Below are 20885 nucleotides of genomic sequence, written 5' to 3'. Positions count from 1 at the left end.
ATACAAGCAATATCAAAAGCTTTGTATCATGGATTTTCATTGGATAAATACTATAAATTCATTGCTATTATTCGACCATAAATAGCGTGATCGCCATGAACTCTAAACTCCGAACTCCCTACTCCAAACTCTCTTCTATGAACTTTCGTTTAAAAGCGGTATTTTAACCCATTCAAAACAAAACTAAACACCCCCAATGGCATTAAGCAGAATTTGGTCAGCATTTATTATCGTGGCTATTGTAGTAGCAAGTATTAAATGTTTCTTTTTCGGAGATAGCGATATTTTTAACTGGATGGTAATCGGTAAATCTTCCGATCCCTTAAACCCTTTAAAATTGGATGGCATTATCGAAACCTGCTGGATTGCGGTTGACCTTTGCATTAAATTAATTGGAACACTGGCTTTATTTATGGGGCTAATGAGCATTGCCGAAAAAGCAGGCGGTATCCGTTTACTTTCCAGAATTATTGGTCCTTTTTTTTCGAAACTCTTTCCCGAAATCCCAAAAGGACACCCGTCTATGGGGCACATGATCATGAATTTCTCGGCCAATTTATTAGGTTTAGATAATGCAGCCACTCCATTTGGTATAAAGGCAATGGAAAGTTTGCAGGAGCTTAATCCAAATAAGGATGTTGCCAGCAATTCGCAGATTATGTTTTTATGCTTGCATGCCGCAGGTTTATGTTTAATTCCCGTTAGTGTAATTGCCATTAGGTCAACTCAAAATGCACAGGACCCTACCGATATTTTCATCCCATGTTTGATTGTAACTTTTGTTGGTACCATGGCCGCCATGCTCATTGTATCCTTTAAACAAAAGATAAACCTACTTCAACCCGTTATCATTACCTGGGTATTAAGTATCTCGGCAGTGGTTGGCTTACTGGTTTGGTATGTAAGCAAGTTAAATGCAGAAAGCATAAAATCATTTTCAGGCTTATTAAGCGGTGGAATAATTTTATTGATTTTTTTATTGATTGTATTGGGTGCACTATATAAAAAAATTGATGTTTTTGATGCTTTTATTGATGGCGCCAAAGGCGGATTTGAAACTGCGCTGAAAATTATTCCTTATTTAGTGGGAATTTTAGTCGCGGTAAGCATGCTCAGAACCAGTGGAACTTTTGATGTAATCATGAGCGGGATTAAAAACATGTTTGTGTTTTTTGGAGCCGACACCAAATTTGTTGATGCGCTGCCCACAGCTTTGATCAGGCCTTTAAGTGGTGGTGCTGCCCGGGGAATGATGGTAAGCACTATGATTTCCAGCGGACCAGATTCATTTGCCAGTAAATTATCGGGTGTTTTTCAGGGCGCTTCTGATACTACTTTTTATGTAGTAGCGGTTTACTTTGGTTCTGTTGGAATAAAAAATACGCGTTATGCCATCGGTTCAATGTTATTGGCTGATTTAGTTGGGGTTTGTACAGCCATAGCGCTTAGTTATATGTTTTTTGCGTAGTTTTTAACTACAGATAGAAGGGAACAAATTTTACAGAACTGGGCGTGCAGTTAAGAAGCAAAAAATATTAATCTACAGCTATCTGAGGAAACATAAATTAGCAAGATTGTTGTGGGATAGATATCCTGTTAATGATTTCATCAATAGCATCAGGATCAATCGCTACGTTTTTCGAAGCACACCATTTTTCTGTTTTGTTATCCAGCCAGATACAAAAAGAATGGTAGCCATCTAAAACAACGGCGTAAGTTTCATGAAAATCATCTTGAATACGCATGCAAAATCCCTTAAAAATTTTGCCTCTAACAATGAATTGCAGGGTGGAATAATTTTCTAACATGGCTCATTATATTTTTGGTTAATTTACAACAAATTATAAACGAGAATGTTTCGTTAATTTAAAGGAATTAATAATTAATTCTTAAACTACCAGGAAAGGCTTAACCTATGTTTAACATATTCGAGTAGCCTTTAGCTATTAAACGCTTTTTTGAAGGTAAAAATATCTCGCATTGCAGATTTAATATCGTGCGCCCCTTTTTCACTATCGAGGTTTCGGCGATCACTTCATCTCCTTCGCTTGCAGGAGCAAAATAATCGATATAGTTATTTACGGTGGTATAACGTTCGTTCAGTCCCATTGTAAAAACAGTTGCACCAATTAAATCATCAATAATGCCTGCTGTTACACCACCATGCAAAATTTGGTAAGGATTGGTCATTTCTTTACGGATGGTATACTGGCACACCAATATGCCGTACTCTGCTTTAACCAAAACGGGAGCCAGCCAGTTCATGAAGTTAGATGGCGAATTGGTAATCACCTTGCCAATTGATTGCCTTAAAAAAGTTAAACGCTGTTCGCTTAAAGAGGGTTCCATATAGGGTAAAAATAGGTAAAATAGTTTATTAGTCCATGGTCAATAGTCCGTAGTCCGTAGTCCGTAGTCCGTAGTCCGTAAGGTGGAAGGCTTGGTAGAAAAAAGGTTTAATGGCAAAAGAAAATGGAAGATATAAATATCTCCCATTTCCTAAACGAAACATTTAACCCTAAAACATGGTTATATAACCTTGATATAGTTCTTTCGGAAGCCCATGGTTCTTTGGTCAATAGTTCATAACGATCATTCTTATTTCCATGAGCAGACATTTTATTGGCTGTAGCTATTAACTACCACCATGATCCATCAACCGTTTCCCATACTTAAATCGGAATAATAACTTTAAAACTAAAGTTCCTGCCCATATTGTAAATTCCCGATCTGCCATTGGCCGAAGGGTTATAATATTCGAAATATTTTAATCTATTTAAATTTGACTGGTATGCGACATTGAAAATATTATCTGCCTGAAGAAAAACATCACATAAGGTCTTTCCTTTTTTAGTTTTCAGTGTTGATCCTATCCCTCCGTTGATTAAGGTATAACCTGGCGTAAAAGTTTCGGTATTATCTAAAGCATAAAATTTATCCTGATCAGCGAAAAAAGCAGCATCAATTTTAATATAAGGCTTATCAAAAATGCCTATAGCCTTTTGAGCGGTCGCCTTGATCTCTGTTCTCACCTGCAATGGCGGAATAAAGGGCAGGTATTTAGCTTCCCTACCATGTTTATCTAATAGTTCCTGATTCTGGTTCAACCCAACCACGTAAGCCAAACTATTGTTAAAACTTAACCATTTTATAGCTGAAGGATGTAGATTTACCGAAATTTCTGCACCATATAATCTTGCTTTCGACTGCTGATACTGATAAGTTAGGTTTCCAGGAACTATAACCACTGGATTCCCATTGGCATCGGTTAAGCGCGACTGATAGATGTAGTTCTGGATATTGTTATTAAACAGTTCCATACTTATTTCAGCATCTTTTAAGTAAGCGATAATGCCAATATCTTCCTGAAGGTTAAATTCTGGTTTAAAGGTCCTGTTGCCCAAATACACAATGTGTGCACCGGGATCTAATCCATTAGAACCGATTTCTGTAATGTTTGGTGCACGATATCCCCTGGCAATATTGGCTTTAATGAGCAGTTTTTCAGAAATGTTATAGGTTAAACCCAAACTTCCTGACAAGCCATAATAGTTTTTATCAAAAGAAGGGAATTGCAATTTTCCAGTGGCATTAGTGGAGCTCACCTGTTTACCAAAACCTGTTTGTGCATCGGTACCTACATAAAAATCACTCCAGTGTATATTTCTTCTGTCTATCCTGATTCCTCCGGAAACATCAATTTTACCCATCGATTTCTTTGCGAAATAAAAAGCACCGATATCGAAAAGATCATAATCGGGAATGGGAAAATCGGTAGCAGCCTTGCTCCTGTTTCCCTGGTACATGCCATTTACCCCAATGGTACTTTCGATACCGGCAAAATCTGGCAGGTTGTATTTAAGATCATAATTAAAAGTGTTTAGCACGACATAAAGCCCGGCCTGACTTGGCAATGTTGGGTGATTATATTCTCTCCTTACACTTTGTTGTCCGCCAATTAATAAATTTAAATCACTCGTTCCAAATTTAAACTGACTGGTGTTATAAAACCGGTAATGTTGAATGTGCTGATGTAAGGGATTAATGGAGTAGGTATTCAAATCACTTTCAGGCACAATAGGCCTGTTTTTAATGTCATCTCCGTCATCCAAAACCTGCCTGGTAAATCGTAGTGATAAAGAATCTCTGCTACCATCAGGAATTTCCATTAAATTATCGTAATAGGTAACGGCAGTTTTAGAAGAACCCCAGGCTTTATCTACCCTGGCACTGGCAGATAGATTGTATTCTCTAAAAGCTGTTCCGTAAACCAATCCATCAATTTTGTTTTGGTAATTATGTGCTGTTTTCCCAGTCGCCCTAAACGTATATTTCCAATCGTTTTTAATGTAGGCCAATCCGAGCGACGAACCGATCATCCCATTATTACTTTGGTAATTTGCTGTAAAATCGCCTTTCAATTTACCATCTTCAAAATTCGGGCTGTAAGGGATCATATTAATTACACCTGCCAAGGCATCAGAACCATAGGTTAAACTGGCCGGACCTTTTACAACTTCGGCCCTGGTAATACCATATTCATCTACCTCGATACCATGTTCATCGCCCCACTGCTGGCCCTCCTGCCGTAAACCATCATACAAAGTTAACACACGGTTATACCCCAAACCCCTAATAAAGGGTTTAGAAACATTTGGCCCTGTGGTAACAGCTGTAATTCCTGGAACGCCTTTAACAATAGCTTCAATCAGGTTAGTATTCACATTTTGATCCATTGATTTTTTCGAGAGGACTGCAATAGGTACAGGGCTTTTACGCAGCTGTGTGGCCCGGTTAACCCCGGTAATTACCACATCGCCTAAATCAGATGCTAAGCTTAACAGATCAGCGTTAACCAGTGCAGTATCTCCTTTTAACGTTACTTTAATTCTTTTGGATTGATAACCTATGCCCGAAAAAATGAGGTCATAATTTCCGGACGGAATACCACCTAATTGATAGGTACCGGAAACATTTGATTTGGTGGAGCCCTTAGATCCTAAAATTTTAATGGTGATATTTTCTACAGGTTCATTTTGGGAGGTGACCAAACCTTTAACCATAACTTTTTGCGCGATGGCATTTAGCGATATAAAAAAACAGAAGCAGTATAGTAAGAATGGTTTCATGAACAGAAATGATTTGTCTAAATATAATTTTAGACAAATCTAAATTTTAATTTAAATATATCAAATTAAATATTTAGATAATATTTAACAACCTTAAAATCAAAACATTTAAACAAAAAATAAAAGTGCTTAGCATTGAGTGAAGCGCTTTTTTTTCGAATCCGAATAATAGTTAGCAAGACATCCATCATCCATTTTACATCTCTCCTCTTACATTTTCCATCGCCTACTACATCTCTTCCAGCGCCATTTATTAGCCCATCGGCCTGGTTAGCATCCTTCGTTTCCAGTTAATTCTTTTTTTTAAAATTTAATCGATTTTGAGTAAACAGCGATAGTACTTATCTAGCTGATTATAAACAACCTGCACTTGCTGTTCATAAATCAATGCAAAATGGACAGAAAAATCTTTTGAATATTTTCAACCATATCCTGCAAATACACCGTTATTATGATTATAATTGAATACAAAAGCTTGAATAAAACTATAATACCTGAAGGATTGTTATGCCTAAAGGAGTTTTAAACAGTACTAATCTTATAAACAGAATATATGTTGGTGATTAATAATTTCGAAGAGTATGAATCACATCTAGGTAAAGAACTAGGTGTTTCGCAATGGCATACCATAGACCAAGAACAGATCAATAAATTTGCCGATGCAACCTTAGATCACCAATGGATACACACCGATCCGGAAAAAGCTAAAAATGAAGGGCCATTTAAGGCAACAATAGCACATGGATATTTAACCTTATCCTTAATTCCTTATTTATGGAAACAGATTGCGGATGTACGTAATATTAAAATGGAAATCAATTATGGTATTGAACGTTTTAAATTTGGTCAGGCAGTTTTAGTGGATAGCGAAGTGCAATTAAAAGCAAAATTAAATTGCATTAGCAATTTGAGGGGAATAACTAAAGTTACGATTCAAGCAACGCTTGTGATTAAAGACCAACCGAAACCAGCATATGTGGGTGATGTTGTATTCTTGTACCACTTCATCTGATATCATTCAATTTTGGCTACATAATTACGTTTAGTTTTCATATCAGGATTAATGATATCGGGTAACTTGATTTTGGCCAGCGACATTTCTATCGATACAGATGCATTCCGTTTTCTGGCTTCGGTGGCTATGCTTGAAATGATATTTTTTAAGGTATTCAGTGCTGCAAAATACTGACGATCAAGTGTTTTAATGGCATTCTTATCGCGATTTTTCTGTTGGTATTCCAGGTTTGCTTTTTCACAACAATTGTACTGAATCTGATCTAAGTTTGATAACTTTTCGGTTATTATAGACAGCGCTGACGCAGACAGCTTAAGCCCTTTAATGTCAACAACTTTATCACCCTTAACTAAATAATCTAAGCCATTGAAAGATATGGTTTTGAGCGGAGTATTATTAATGATTACTGTGGGTATTGGAAGCTGTTTTTTTGAATTAAAGCCATCATCAATCAGTGCTTTGTTGTAACTAAACCGATCGGCTAAAAGTGAATCAATTAACTGGTTGCCGTCCTTTATTTGAACAGCAGTTTTACCGATAGCATGAGAAGCCGTCAGATTCTTAGTTGAGTTACAGCTAAAACAAATGAATAAAATAAACCCAAAAAAAGGCAAAATTTTATTTTTCATATCCAATAATTAATCAGATGCAAATTATGGAATTAACGGTTTATTGCACTTCACAATTGACGAACAATTTACTTTACATTTATTTAAGCTGTGCTGTAGAAAAGTATATTCTTGCCAGCAATTATATTGTTTTAATGATTAGCTACATTTAAAACATGTGGACAGAATTTCGATTTTTATAAAGTTATTCGAGTTACCGAATTACAAAAAACGTTTTTTTTAGATGACTATTTTACTGCACCAAACAAACCATTTTAATGTATGCGTAACATATGTTTTATGTGAGTAAATAAAAGCTATACTGACAAATAACGGGCGAAAATCTGTTAAAAAGGGCGCTCTCTTTCAGCAATCCTTAATGTTGGTCCTGTTATAGGAGCCAGCTTATCACAAATATGAGAATAGAAAGATGGACCAGCCGTGCTGAGCTTCAAACGCTTCGGGAGGGTGATTATATTACATACGAATCATATTCAGGACGAATAAAAAGAATAGAAGTGCATCATTTTAGAAACGAACAACATTTTTATATTAAGCTTGATAATTTAAAACAAACCATACTGATTATCACATGATCAATAGCTAAAAAAACCAGAGATCATTTTAACGATCCATGTAAATCGTACTGGCGAATGCACAAGACTATCCACGTAATTTTGATATTTCGATTTTACAATTAACACCCCGTTAACCTTTTAAGTTAAGTGGCTTTTCTGGATACTTTCTTTGAGCAACGTAAATTCGTAACTAATCAGGATTCTATTTTTCGTATTTATCTTTTTCTGTTAATTTAATGCTGGCTGCCTGCTCCATCCTTTCTCAATGACGAAAAACAATAATGCAAAAATGATTTTAATGTTTAGCTAAAGTAAACAAATGTTAATTTAAATGTTAACTATCACTAAACATTTGTTTAGTAAAAATGCCGATGGTATATTTGACGATAAAGTTCAAAAAATTAATTTATCCAATTTAATATAAAGCAGATGTACCCTGAAATTAAAATGGTAGTATTCGATATGGCTGGCACTACAGTGAACGAAAACAACCTAGTTTACAAAACCCTAATGGATGCAATAAATGCCGCTGGTTTTTCATATACCCTTGATCAGGTTCTTGCTGTTGCAGCCGGAAAGGAAAAAAAAGAAGCAATCAGATCGGTACTTAAAACTTACGAAGGTTCTTTTGATGAAGCCATGGTTTTCGATATATATGAAGAATTTATCAGCAAACTGAAACTGGCATACGAAACTGAGGAAATTTTACCTCAACCAGGTTCGATTGAACTTTTTGAAAAACTTCGGAAAGAAGGTATAATTTTAGTGCTTAATACAGGTTACGACAGGGTTACTGCAGAGGCTATACTGAGCAGACTGGGCTGGAAAACAGGTACCCAATTCGATACACTTATTACTGCTTCTGAGGTTAGCCAGAATAGGCCTGAACCTGATATGATTTTATTGGCAATGAGACAGTATGGTCTTACCGATGGTAAATCGGTTGTTAAGGTTGGAGATTCAAGTATTGATATTGAAGAAGGTAAAAATGCAGGTTGCGGCTTAAACATTGGCATTACCACAGGCGCACATACACAGAAACAATTAGAAAAAGCTAAACCTGACGCGGTAATAAACAATTTAATGGAAATCTATGCTATGGTAACCAAGCAGAACTAAATAATTGAAAAGATTAAATAATTGCCACGGTATATGCTAACATACAAATCGGGGCAAACGATTGTAATTAAACATTAAAGGCTTCTGGTATAATACCAGAAGCCTTCAAATTAGCATTGTTGTAAGCCCTCCAAAGAAATTCCTTTGGAATACTGCGGTCGAGATGACAATATCTCGCAGCCTGTCACCGTCAGCCCAATGTTTTTCTAAAAAGCTGAACCATTCAGGATTAAAATCTCACCTTTATAATACAACCGCTTTTAAATTTCAAAACCTTAGTTATAGTTAGGGTTCTGGGTCATCTGGGGATTAGCCAATAATTCCTTTTGCGGAATTGGCCATACCATATCCCGGTTGGCCTTTGCCGACCTAACCTCTACATTTACAGGTTGATTGGTTGCAGGATCTATAGCACCATAAACCTGACCGTTCATTACCTGTTCGAATATTTCCCATCTACGGATATCGTAATAACGCACACCTTCAAAAGCCAGTTCAACCCGTCGCTCTCTCCTCACCAACTCCCGCAGTTTTTCCTGAGTATTGTATACCGCCGTGTTAACATTAGGCATACCCGCCCTATTTCGGATTTCATTGAGGTATTTAACTACATCGGGATTACTATAATCATTAAGTTCTACCAGACACTCTACATAGTTTAACAATACTTCAGCGTAACGCATAATCATATAATCCAAAGTTCTGGTACCTGTCTTATCCTTCGGATCGAGGTATTTATTTATCCAATAGCCTGTTGCCGTAGAGTTCTGATCTCCCAATTTATCAAGACCAGCTTCAAAAGGTTTCAGCACCACGCCAGTATAAGTACTACCGGGCAGGATAACGGAAGCGATAAGTCTAGGATCTCGGTTGTTTTTATAGTTTGGCTCTTTGGTGTATATAGCCAATGAATCGGGACCAAGCTCTGCCAAAGTTGTTCCTTGTTTAGTTTCATAGGCGTTAACCATCGATGCCGTTGGCGATACCACAGTTTTACCACCTGTACCCTGAGGCGCAAAGGTATTCCATTGGTTACCTCCACTGGTAATCTCCCTAAAAAAGATACGTTCGTTGTTAATCTCACCAGTATAAAGGAACAGGTCTGCATAGCTGGTTTTTATTGTGGTACTTTTACGCAGGCTGTAATCTCCCATATCGATAATCTTTTTGGCCGCATTTTTGGCCCTTTCATAATCCTTGTTATATAATGCAAATTTAGATATCAAGCCCCAACAAGTAGCAGCCGACATACGTTTAAGATCCACATTATCTATATATTTATTAGGAAGAGCACCGCTGTTTGCGCATTCAGTAAGTTCAGAAACCACAAAATCGTATACTTCTTTTGCAGTACTCCTCGGAAGATAACTTCCAGCAGGGGTTACCGATTGTTTCATGATGGTAATTCCGCCAAAAAACATCGATAGCTCCATATGGTAGTAAGCTCTTAATGCCCTCGCCTCTGCCAGATACTGATTTTTTAGTTTTTCAACTGGCATATAAGCCCTATCAATATTTTCCAAAAAGCGGTTTGCTCTTCTTATATCGCGGTAATCGTCATCCCAGATTCCTGTTCCCACACCCCAATTGGCACCTTGAAGGCCTTTTACATAAGATTCGTAATCGCCACGAAGGCTCTGTCTGGCTACAGCATTATCGCTGAGTGCATCCAAAAACATCAATTGTCTGCCAGATGATCCGTCGGGAATTCCGGCATAGATTGAGTTCAGTGCGGCAGTAATGTTTGCTTCGGTATTCCACCAGGTTTCATCATCCACATCTGTCGGGTTATCGTGCGTCAGGAATTTTTCACATCCACTGAAAATGATCAGCAGAAGAGAGAAGAATAAATAATATATCTTTTTCATGTCCTTTAAAGGTTAGAATTTAATGCTAAGTCCAATAGTATAAAGTTTTACCAGTCCATAGGTCCATTGGTATCCCCTGCTCTCCGGATCGGTAATCTTAACAGAAGTGAAGGTGAAAGGGTTCTGGGCATTGAAATAAGCCCTTATGGAATTTACACCTAGCTTTTTTACCAGTGGCGCCTGAAAACTATAGCCAAGCTGAAGGTATTTCACCCTTAGGTAAGACCCGTTCTGGAACCAGAAATCGGAAGATACCTTGTTGTTGGCCGGTGCAATGTTCAGCCTAGGGAAACGGGCGTCTGTATGCTGTGGTGTCCAGTAATTATCAGCATAATATGTTGTTGGCACCCCTCCATCAGCACTAAAGTCGAATGGATAGGCAAACATACCGTATAGCACTGCATCTGATTTTCCCGTTCCCTGTACGAGCGCTTCCAGATCGAAATTCTTATAGGCAATGCGGAAATTGGCAAAATAGGTAAGTTCCGGTATAGGGTTACCGATAAGCCCTTGATCGCCCAAACCGATTACCTTATCTCCGTCGATATCCAGATATCGGATATCACCTGGTTTTGAATTGGGCAGGACTGGTATTATGGGTTTTCCAGCGGCATCAAAATCACTCGCCTGCAATAAGCCGTTTGTACGGTAGCCAAAAATACCATTAATAGGCCCACCAACTCTTGATATTGTTGTAGTGGTAATGATATCGCCACCTTGAAGTTTGCGAACTTCGTTTTTATTATACGATAGTCCTGGTCTGAACGAAATATTAAAATCCTGCCCAAGCCTGTCGTTGTAGTTCATTGATAACTCCCAACCGCTGTTCCTTACCTCGCCTGCATTTACAGGAACATCAGATTCGAAACCACCAACCAGAGGAAGGGTTGGGTTAAGGATAATATCCTTAGTGAGTTTATTATAATAATCGAAAGTCAATTCGAGTTTATTGTCTTTAAAAAGTCCTACATCCAAACCAAGATCGAGCATATTTACTGATTCCCAGGTAATATCCGGATTACCATAGGTGGTTTCTACCCCGCTGGAATTGTTGATCAGCGTTTGATAACGGTACAAACCTATGTTATCGTTACCAAGCTTACCGTATGAGGCCCGGATCTTGAAATTGTTGATCAAACTGCTTTCTTTAAGGAAGTTCTCATTGTGGAGGTTCCAGCCGAGTGCAACAGAAGGAAATACACCAAACTTATTTCCGGGACCAAACCGGGAAGAGCCATCGGTACGGATTGTTCCCTCCAGCAAGTACTTGTCTTTGTAAGCATAATTTAATTTTGCATAACCCGACATGATGGAGAATACCTCCCACGCACCACTGTTGGTTTCTTCCTGAGAATAGCCACCAAGTGCAAATAGCCTGTGGTCACCCCAGTCAAGCGTGTAATCTGCTGTTAAACCAGCATAATAGTAAGTAGTCCTTGCCATGGTGGTAGCCCGTTGTAAAGCCCACGTACGCAGCAGGTTGCCTGTAAAGTAATCGAAGTGATTAAAGTTCTCTCTGGTATCGCGTGTTACGTCGCTGTTCAGGCGAAAACTAAACTGTCCTTTCAGGTTAAAGTTTCTGAACATCTCCCATTTGGGCTGAAGGTTAATACTGGTTTGCCCAAACTCTGCGGCCCTTTTGCCGCCCACTTCTGCATAAGCCAGTGGATTTACGATATCAACATATTGGCCATAGAATGTCCTTCCATCCTTTTCAGGAAATCTGGGGATAATGGTTGGCGGTACACGGTACATATCCTCCAGAAGCCTGTTTCCAGTATTGCCGGTTGCACTGATTCTATTGGGCTGCTGGGTATCTCTTTTGATGGCAAGCAGATCCAGGTTAACCTGAAACTTATCACTTAGCGATATGGTGGTATTTGCGCGGATATTGAAACGTTTCATATTACTTAGCGGAATAATGCCTTTCTGGTAAGTATAATTGCCGGTAAGGGCAAAACGGGCGATACTACTTCCTCCACTGAGCGATAGTGAACTACTCGTAATGGGCGCTGCATCATCTATCAGCATATCCAACCAATTGGTATTGGCAAAAGCCTTTCCGTTATTGGCTACCGGATCCATCCCATTACGCGTATTATCAATCTGTTCTTGCGTAAAAGGTAATGCATTGGTGGGATTGTTATTGTAACTAGCCTCATTATACATGCGCATATAAGTAGGTGCATCAACCGTGGCTGGTAGCGCTGAGGCATGCTGTACACCATAATAACCGTCATAAACTAAGGATACTTTTCCGGGTACACCACGTTTGGTAGTCACCACGATTACCCCGTTTGCGCCACGAGAACCATAGCTGGATGCGGCAGCAGCATCTTTAAGCACCGTAACACTCTCAACAGTAACCGGATCGATATGGTTCATATCCATCGGTATACCATCTACAAGCACCAATGGATCGGAGTTGCCTAATGTACTTATTCCCCTGATTTTGATCGCCGCAGCATCTCCTCCAGGAAGACCAGATGATTGGGTTACATTTATCCCTGTAACCCCGCCCTGTAACGATTGTGAGAGCGTGGTAATGGGTTTCCCCTCAATATTCGATTTAACGTTCAATGAAGCAATAGAGCTGGCAATATGTTTTTTCTGCTGCTCGTTAAGGCCAACCACTACCACTTCGTTAAGGGCAGAAACATTCTCTTTTAATGATAAGTTAAGGCTCCGATCGGCCTTTACCACGGTGTATTCAAAACTAGAGAAGCTGACCATCGAAAAGACCAAAACATCTCCTTTTTTGGCCTTTATAGTAAAATATCCATCTCCATCGGTGCTCGTTCCAATAGTAGAGCCCTTTATCCGGATGCTTACCCCAGGTAATACCCCTGGTGGTTCGTGGGTATCGTATACACGTCCCCGTAAGGTGAGTAAACTATCCTGAGGTATACTTTCACTTCTTTCTTTTGAGAGGATAACTACCTGCCTGCCTGATATTGCATAAGTTAGGCCGCTATCTCTTAGCGCAAGGTCGAGGATTTCTTTTAAGGTCTTATTGTTCAGCTTCAGGTTAAGTTCTTCGTATCGGTTGAGTTTGATGAAATCGTCTTTATAAATAATCTGATAATTGCTCTGCTTCTGGATCTGCTGGAATAACTGTGGCAGATTGCCCTTAAGGAGGTCTATATCCATCTTTTCCTGGGCACTGGTACTGGCATAAGCGCTCATCATTCCTATCCATAATAAAACCATCGTTACTTTCATAGTTCTTATTATTTTAGTTTTGAGCCTGAAATAGCGTGCATGAGGTTCACATACATGAAGTTTTTTCATATTTTTGTTAATGAGTTAAATAATAGCTTGAATTGGTTATTGTTTGAAGGAGATGTTGCCGCATCTCCTTTTTTTATCAAGTTGGTTAGCGTTTTTTCAGTTCCAACCTCCTTTCGCTATCATTGTAGGTATATGGTGTACCTAAACATAAGGTTTGTATCACATCAGCCACGCTGCGCTGCAGGTCGAGTCTTCCAGAGAATCGCTCTCCCGAAAGGTCCAATCCGCCTATGCTAATTTCGATATGGTAATATCTGGCTATGCGTTGTATAATTTCATTAAGTGGTTCGCTCTGCATATCCACATAACCTGCTTTCCAGGCTTCGAATTCGGCAGTTTTAACCTGCGAAATATGAACGTTGTTACTTTTAGCATCAATGCTGACCTGTTGTCCGGGCACCAATTTCTTTTCTACCCTGTTTAACCAGCTGCCTGTAGAAAAGGCGATACTGCCCTGAACCAATACAGCATAATTCTGATCGCTTTTAGTATTGGAACTCACATAAAATTCTGTTCCCAAAACCTTTATTTCCATATTTTTTGCCCTTACAAAGAAAGGATGTAGTTTATCGTGGCTAACATCAAAATAACCTTCGCCCTCCAGATATACTTCTCTGGTATCGCCTTGAAAGGTTATCGGGTAGATTAGTTTTGAGCCTGAGTTTAACCATACTTTTGTGCCATCAGGAAGACTAACGGCAGAACGCCTGCCTTCGCCAACCACCACTGTGTTATAATCGTTTGTAGTAATGATATCATCGTGCAAGGATATATCGGTAACTTTACCCGTTTTAGCTTTTGAGCGTTCTATTATCTGATCAGGACTTTTTTTATTCAGATTCTGCGCCGCAAATTCCATCAGCCTATGAGTGGGTGTATTTTTGCTGTACTGCCAAAATCCGATTCCAAACGCAACCAACAGCATTGCGGCTATCTGTAAATAGGGTTTAAGTGCGAATCTTTTAGTCTTAAGTGTGGTCCTTTCTGCTATTTTCTCCCAAAGCGCAGCCGCTTCCAATGGTTCCAGTTTTTCCTGCCCTGCACTTTTAACGGCTATCTTAATCTCATCTGCCAGTTCGCGTTCACTATCGGAAATGTGGTTCTCTTCCTCCTGGGGTATACGCCCTGAAAGTAAATCTTCGGCCCTGTATCTGTTCTTCGAATCCATGTATCTACTATATAATAACCACAGAGTGATGAATCGGAATTTTATAGACGATAAATTGAAAATATTTTCAAAAAGGCACCAGAAAGGCTCTTAGGCGAGTATTTTATAGATATGGCTTACCACCATACGCTCGCGTAACTGCTTTATTCCGCGATATACCAAAGTTCTACAGGTCTCTAAAGAAACATTCATAATAACTGAAATCTCTTCATAATCCAGTTCTGAATTAAACCGAAGGTAAAGTGCTTCTTTTTGTCTGCTAGGGAGCAGTTCAAGCTGCCTGCTGAGTTTTCCCAATAGCTCAGATTGGCGCTCATCGTTTATTATCTGCTCTTCCGCGCTACCAGATAACAAGAAAGGGATTTCAAAATGCTGGTTAATTTCGGCTGCTTTCTTTTTCAGCACCAGACAGATCTTCCGTTTAAGCGAGGTAAAAAGATAGGATTTTACATTTACCTCTACAGCAAGTGTGTGGTGGTACTTAAAGAGATCGACAAAGAGGTCTTGTATTGCATCCTTTACCAGTTCAGTATCTGTGGTAAACCTGAGCCCGAAAGAATAAAGCATATCAGCAAATTCCGTATACAACAGTTTCATAGCGCCATCGTCGCCGTTAATAAATGATGTCCATAAATCTCTATATGCCTCTTTCGACATCGTTTGCTGTTTTTTCAGGTATATACATCCGGCCGATATACCAAGGATCTGAACGTTATGTCAATATTAAGAAAAAAAATTTAGACCCGGGATGTTTAAGCCGCAACCTACATTATCCGTTTAAATTTAAGGGCAAGCCAGGATTAACATTTTGTTAAACTCCGAAATGAAGCCTCCTGCGCACTTCAAGTTAACCTAAACATAAAACCTTTTAAACAGGTAAAGCGTTTATTTTTAGATAACTTAGATCATAACAAAATATAAGCATATGAATACACAGGAAGTAGCTGACAAACTGGTGCAGCTTTGCCGTGAAGGCAAACACGAACAAGCCATTGATGAACTTTACGGTGACAATGTTGTAAGCAAAGAGCCAAAAGGCTCGCCAATGGAATTAACAGAAGGCAAAGATGCTGTTAAAAAGAAAACCATACAATGGGAAGAAAGTGTAGAAGAGATACATAGCTCTTCGTGCTCAGAACCAATTGTAGCAGACAATCATTTTGCTATTGTAATGAACATTGATGCCACTTATAAAGCCCATGGAAGAATGGCCATGAGTGAAATCTGTGTTTATGAGGTTAAAGATGGGAAAATCGTAGCCGACGAGTTTTTCTATCGCATGGGGTAAAATATAAAAAGCCCCGATATCCATCTGGGCTTTTATAATCAACTAACCTAAACTTATAAATACTAACCAAATATTTATACCGCAAAACTAATGACCGATTATTAACTCAATGTTAAATATTTATCACTTGTTATCTGAAATTGGTTACACCGCATTAGCTCATTAAATCGTAAAACACCACTTATCGGGCAAAAAAAGAATCAAATTTGCCTTGCCTGTTCTATGAAGAAAAATGTTTTATTACCTTTAAATAAATGAGCAATTTCTAACCATAAAGCGTATAAAATTGATGACAATGCCCAATCAGCAAGACCTTTCAAAAAAACATCAACTCATTTCCGATCTATTTAAATGGCCCACCAAAGCTTCTGAATGGGAACAGTATAAGCTTAGCAACGAGCAACTTGATTTTTTTAAGACGTTTGGATACGTTAGTGATGTAAAGTTATTGGACGAATGGCAAGTTGAGCGGTTGAACAAAGAATTAGCAGAAATTATAGATCCTGCACACCCGTTAAATGGGCTGTTTCATGAGTTTCACAGCAATGAATCTGCCGATCCTAATTCAGTTTTATTTCATGCTTTAGGCGCCTGGCGAATTACAGAAGGCTTTCATGATGTGATATGGAATCCCGCTTTTGCGATGGCGGCCAGTCAGATTTTAGGTAATAAAGGTGTACGTTTCTGGCACGATCAGTTGTTCTGTAAACCAGCAAAACATGGAGGAGTTGTAGCCTGGCACCAGGACTACTCTTATTGGACACGCACCGGACCCATGCAACATTTAACCTGCTGGGTTGGATTGGATGATGCAACTACCGAAAACGGTTGTTTATATTATGTACCTAAAAGCCATAACTGGGGCTTGCTGGATAAACCAGATTTAGCTGGGGATATGGAAGGCTTAATGCAGTATTTAACAGAAGAACAAAAAGCAGAATTTAATCCAATCCCAATCGAACTTAAAAAGGGATATGCTACGTTTCACCACCCATTAATGGTTCATGGTTCATTCCAAAATAAATCACCACGCTCAAGAAGTGCTTTCGTTTTAAATGTATTTACTGACGGTACCGAATCGAATACCGACGAAGCCTTACTTAAGGGAGTGGAACCTATTGGTGCAGGACATAAAATGGAAGGGCAGTTTTTTCCGCTGATATTTTCTCCTGATAGTTTAATGCCTTTAAGTTGATCGAAGTGGCTGTCATTTGAGGGGTAATTTATTGTATAAAATCAATATAAATGACATTTAATTATTGGTCTTGCACTGGAATTGCAAACTCCCGTTGGGAGATATCGTCATCTCGACCTTAGTGTTCCAAAGGAACTCCTTTGGATGAGATCTTTTAACCTAGTTCAAAGATTTCTCCATTCCACTGTGTTCCAGTCGAAATGACGCCCAATTTTAGAAATTTGCCATTGATAGCGTAGTCGAAGACCAGTGTAAAGAAAAAATTAACTCCCTCTTGATGATCCATTTATAATAAAACGATCTATTCGTTTCCATAGGCGCTTTAGATCACTTCAACTAAGCCGTACATTTGTAAAAAAGACACAATGAACGATATTACTGATTACCCTGTGTTGGCATATGTTGTTAAGCTTATCAAAAACACCATTACCGACATCAAAACAGAATATATTGCCCCAGCTAGCGTAGAACTTAAGGACGGCAATGACACAATATACCTTCAACAGCGATCGGATGAAAATGGTAACCCATCAACAATTTTCATCAAAGACCCAAAGGATATCATCTTCAGTGAAGACCTGCTTCCCGCTTTGAAGAACCTACAGGAAGGAGCTGAAGGAAAAACAACACAAGAGCTATTGAATGCCAGGGTGATCATCAACGAATTGGACGTAGAAACACACCTGATCTTCCATGCAGTAAAGGATCATTTTGACGAAATTAGCAACAGCTATGAATTTTCTAAGGCAATTGAAAAACAGGCAGACAAAATAAAAAGTAAATTTAAGTTTGGGAGTCATGCCTTTGAACTTACTGTGGCCAATCATGCACAGCTGATCTCCGTTACAGCAGACTTTCCTCCTTCATTTGACGAGTCTATCAAAAAGACCATCGAAAATGACGCAGCTAAGGTTCAACTGGCGGTCCAAAAAATATTCAGATAAGTAACAACAGCAGCATATTAAGATTGAAACTAAAAGGAAATGCCCTGGCTTGTTGCCAAGGGCATTTCTCTCCAAATAATACTGTTTTATTTTACGTTCTTCTTCTCTGCCGGCTATTTAACAGTTATCTTCAGTTTCTGGGAAATATTATTTGATGAATTTCCAAGCTGCAGGATAAAGTCTCCAGGTTCAACGTTCCAATCCTTTTTGCTTTCATCATAGAAGGCGAAATCTGCCACTTTTACATCCATTTCAACAACTTTCATTTCCCCTGGCTGCAGAAATACTTTTTCAAAGGCTTTCAGCTCTTTTACCGGCCGCGGAACACTGCAAACAGGATCGTTCACATACAACTGAGCAACCTCAGCCCCATAGCGTGCTCCTGTGTTCTTAACAGTGAATCTGACCTTGATGATTTCGTCTTTACTATAAGTCGACTTATCTGCAGAAAGAGTGCCTAAATTAAAGCTGGTATAAGAAAGGCCGTATCCGAAGGCGTATTGAGGTACTATTTTTTTTGTATCAAACCAACGGTAGCCGACCAAAATATCTTCCTTGTAATATTGGTTAATACTATCTCCAGGATAGGAAATTTTACCGTAAAAATGTGCACCGTTATCTTCCAGCTTTTTTGGAAAAGAGAATGGCAGCTTACCAGAAGGGTTTACTTCCCCTGAAATAACATCAGCCAATGCAGATCCAGCCTCTGAACCAAGATACCATCCCTGAATAATGGCTGGCACCTTATCTACCCAAGGCATCGATACTGCATTACCACTAAGCAGTACTACAGCTGTATTTTTATTTGCTTTCAATAAAGCATCAATCAGTTTATCCTGGCCAAAAGGAAGACTTAACGATTTGCGGTCGCCACCTTCACAATCCTGAAAGTGGTTTTTATTCAGTCCTCCGATAAAGAATACAACGTCGGCATCTTTAGCAACTTCGATCGCCGCATTCATCAAAGAATCAGCATTTAGCTTGGACGGTTCTTCACGTCCGTACATTGATGGCCCCGAAGCATATCCAAGACTGTATACTACATGGTCTTTCCCATATTTAGCAATCAATCCATCCAAAGGCGATTTTTCATAAGCCACCTTTAGTGATGATGATCCCCCGCCGATGACCAGACTGCGATCGGCATTTTCACCGATAACAGCAATCTTTTTGAATTTACCGTTTGTAACAGGAAAAAACTGTTTATCATTCTTTAAAAGCACAATGCCTTCCTGAGCAATTTTACGTGCAGCTTCACTGTGTTCGGGAGAAACGAAACGGCCAAAGGGCCTGTTGGCGCTCATGGTGGTACGGAAAATCAAACGTAATATCCGGCGGGCTTTATCATTAAGTAAAGCAATATCATATTTCCCCTCTTTAATGCCTTTAAGGAACGGATTGGCCAGATAGTATTCTGAGTAAGGAAACTTTCCCTTTGTTGTTAAACCATCGGTGTAGGTACCCATTTCCAGATCGAGCCCGTTGTTAACCGCCTGATCGGTGCTATGTACACCTCCCCAATCACTAATCACCACACCATCGAATTTCCAGTCTTTTTTTAGGATTTTGTTCAGAAGCAGGTCATTGTGGCAACAATGTTCGCCTCTAAATTGATTGTAAGCACCCATAATCGACCAGGCTTTTCCTTCCTGCACTGCAGCCTTAAAAGCAGGTAAATAAATTTCATACAAAGCACGGTCACTCAGATCAACATTGATGTGCCCACGCCATTCTTCCTGGTTATTCAGTGCAAAATGTTTTACGCATGCCGCTACGCCGATGGATTGAACACCCTGAATGTAAGGCACCACCATACGTGAACTTAGATAAGGGTCTTCGCCCAAATATTCAAAATTACGCCCGTTCAATGGTGTACGGTAAATGTTTATTCCAGGGCCTAATAACACGGTTTTATTGCGGTAACGTGCTTCTTCTCCAATTGATTTACCATAAAGCAGCGATAATTTAGGATTAAAAGAAGCTGACAGACAGGTAAGTGCCGGAAAGGCCGTACAAGAATCGTTTGTCCAGCCGGCACCGCCCCATTCATCCCATAAAACTTCCTCACGGATGCCGTGAGGGCCGTCATCGGTCCAAACTTCAGGAATTCCTAAGCGTGGTACACCTTTTGAACTAAACTTAGACTGGGCATAACAAAGCGACACTTTTTCTTCGGTGGTCATTGCTGAAAGTGCATTTTCAACCCGCTCTTCAATGGGTTTATTTATATCAAGGTAAACAGGCAGCTTTTGTTGTGCATTAACCATTAACCAGGCTCCTGTTGCTACTACAGTTAAAAATATCGATTTCATTTAATTATATTCTTTTGTGTTTAGTTTTTATCGTTTTTGCCTGAAAGATTTACTGGCTGCCTACCTGGAAAGCCAGCGAAAGGGCTGTTTTTGATTACCCCTGCATTACCTGTTCTTTACCCTTTGTTGCTACCAAGCTAACCCCAAGGTTACCCCAGGGTTACCCCGGCGTTACCTTTTCTTTACCTAAAAGGTAAAGCCAGAGCTTGCTTTCGCAGAATGGCACCACCGCCAACGGTTATGCTGCCCTTAAGCAGGGCGCCACAAGCGGCCCAGCACTTATACTACCTGCCACGACTTTAACGGCTCATTTTAGCTCAATAGCGGTCTTAATTAGCTCAATTTAGCTCAATTCAGCTCAAAATGAGGT

15 protein-coding genes are annotated in these 20885 nt (G+C 39.3%); 6 read left to right on the top strand and 9 right to left on the bottom strand.

Annotated features, from left to right (window positions below):
• Positions 1-196: 196 nt before the first annotated feature.
• On the top strand, positions 197-1468 hold the full coding sequence (locus tag LQ201_RS06710; RefSeq protein ID WP_230140412.1) for a nucleoside recognition domain-containing protein: 1272 nt from the start codon (positions 197-199) through the stop codon (positions 1466-1468).
• Between the two features lie 97 nt (positions 1469-1565).
• Here the strand turns inward: LQ201_RS06710 and LQ201_RS06705 are convergent, their stop codons facing one another.
• From LQ201_RS06705 to LQ201_RS06695, 3 genes are all read right to left on the bottom strand, one after another.
• Entirely contained in the window at positions 1566-1808 is a 243-nt protein-coding gene (locus LQ201_RS06705) for a hypothetical protein (protein WP_029274704.1), read from the bottom strand.
• A gap of 100 nt (positions 1809-1908) precedes the next feature.
• On the bottom strand, positions 1909-2349 hold the full coding sequence (locus LQ201_RS06700) for a PaaI family thioesterase (RefSeq protein ID WP_230140411.1): 441 nt from the start codon (positions 2347-2349) through the stop codon (positions 1909-1911).
• A 323-nt stretch (positions 2350-2672) separates the two neighbouring features.
• Positions 2673-5129: a TonB-dependent receptor gene (locus tag LQ201_RS06695; RefSeq protein WP_230140402.1), complete on the bottom strand. Its 2457-nt coding sequence runs from the start codon at positions 5127-5129 to the stop codon at positions 2673-2675.
• Positions 5130-5682: 553 nt separating this feature from the next.
• On the opposite strand from LQ201_RS06695, the gene LQ201_RS06690 reads away from it, so the two are divergent.
• Positions 5683-6141 carry a MaoC family dehydratase gene (locus tag LQ201_RS06690; RefSeq protein ID WP_029274701.1) on the top strand — a complete coding sequence of 153 codons (459 nt, stop codon included), beginning with the start codon at positions 5683-5685 and terminating at the stop codon, positions 6139-6141.
• A 2-nt stretch (positions 6142-6143) separates the two neighbouring features.
• Here the strand turns inward: LQ201_RS06690 and LQ201_RS06685 are convergent, their stop codons facing one another.
• Positions 6144-6773, bottom strand: coding sequence for a hypothetical protein (locus LQ201_RS06685; protein ID WP_230140400.1), 630 nt, complete (start codon positions 6771-6773; stop codon positions 6144-6146).
• A gap of 986 nt (positions 6774-7759) precedes the next feature.
• Between LQ201_RS06685 and LQ201_RS06680 the strand changes: the two genes are divergently transcribed.
• Complete coding sequence (locus tag LQ201_RS06680) at positions 7760-8449, top strand: phosphonatase-like hydrolase (RefSeq protein WP_230140398.1); 690 nt, start codon at positions 7760-7762, stop codon at positions 8447-8449.
• Between the two features lie 275 nt (positions 8450-8724).
• Here LQ201_RS06680 and LQ201_RS06675 read toward each other — a convergent pair whose 3' ends face one another.
• The 4 genes from LQ201_RS06675 to LQ201_RS06660 all read right to left on the bottom strand — a co-directional run bounded on the left by LQ201_RS06675 (position 8725) and on the right by LQ201_RS06660 (position 15433).
• Positions 8725-10317, bottom strand: coding sequence for a RagB/SusD family nutrient uptake outer membrane protein (locus LQ201_RS06675; protein WP_230140389.1), 1593 nt, complete (start codon positions 10315-10317; stop codon positions 8725-8727).
• Positions 10318-10329: 12 nt separating this feature from the next.
• Entirely contained in the window at positions 10330-13539 is a 3210-nt protein-coding gene (locus tag LQ201_RS06670; RefSeq protein ID WP_230140387.1) for a TonB-dependent receptor, read from the bottom strand.
• Between the two features lie 154 nt (positions 13540-13693).
• Positions 13694-14776 carry a FecR family protein gene (locus tag LQ201_RS06665; RefSeq protein ID WP_230140385.1) on the bottom strand — a complete coding sequence of 361 codons (1083 nt, stop codon included), beginning with the start codon at positions 14774-14776 and terminating at the stop codon, positions 13694-13696.
• A gap of 90 nt (positions 14777-14866) precedes the next feature.
• Positions 14867-15433, bottom strand: coding sequence for an RNA polymerase sigma factor (locus LQ201_RS06660; protein WP_230140383.1), 567 nt, complete (start codon positions 15431-15433; stop codon positions 14867-14869).
• A 268-nt stretch (positions 15434-15701) separates the two neighbouring features.
• Between LQ201_RS06660 and LQ201_RS06655 the strand changes: the two genes are divergently transcribed.
• The 3 genes from LQ201_RS06655 to LQ201_RS06645 all read left to right on the top strand — a co-directional run bounded on the left by LQ201_RS06655 (position 15702) and on the right by LQ201_RS06645 (position 18203).
• Positions 15702-16064 (top strand): nuclear transport factor 2 family protein, encoded by a 363-nt coding sequence (locus LQ201_RS06655; protein WP_230032655.1) that lies wholly within the window; start codon positions 15702-15704, stop codon positions 16062-16064.
• 295 nt (positions 16065-16359) lie between these two features.
• Positions 16360-17259: a phytanoyl-CoA dioxygenase family protein gene (locus tag LQ201_RS06650; RefSeq protein WP_230140381.1), complete on the top strand. Its 900-nt coding sequence runs from the start codon at positions 16360-16362 to the stop codon at positions 17257-17259.
• A 365-nt stretch (positions 17260-17624) separates the two neighbouring features.
• Complete coding sequence (locus LQ201_RS06645; protein ID WP_230140379.1) at positions 17625-18203, top strand: hypothetical protein; 579 nt, start codon at positions 17625-17627, stop codon at positions 18201-18203.
• Positions 18204-18316: 113 nt separating this feature from the next.
• On the opposite strand, the gene LQ201_RS06640 is transcribed toward LQ201_RS06645, so the two are convergent.
• Positions 18317-20515 (bottom strand): beta-glucosidase, encoded by a 2199-nt coding sequence (locus tag LQ201_RS06640; protein WP_230140377.1) that lies wholly within the window; start codon positions 20513-20515, stop codon positions 18317-18319.
• Positions 20516-20885: the final 370 nt, after the last annotated feature.

It is taken from the genome of Pedobacter sp. Bi126, assembly GCF_918698245.1.
Classification (GTDB): domain Bacteria; phylum Bacteroidota; class Bacteroidia; order Sphingobacteriales; family Sphingobacteriaceae; genus Pedobacter.
This window is presented reverse-complemented; position numbering and strand designations above follow the sequence as displayed.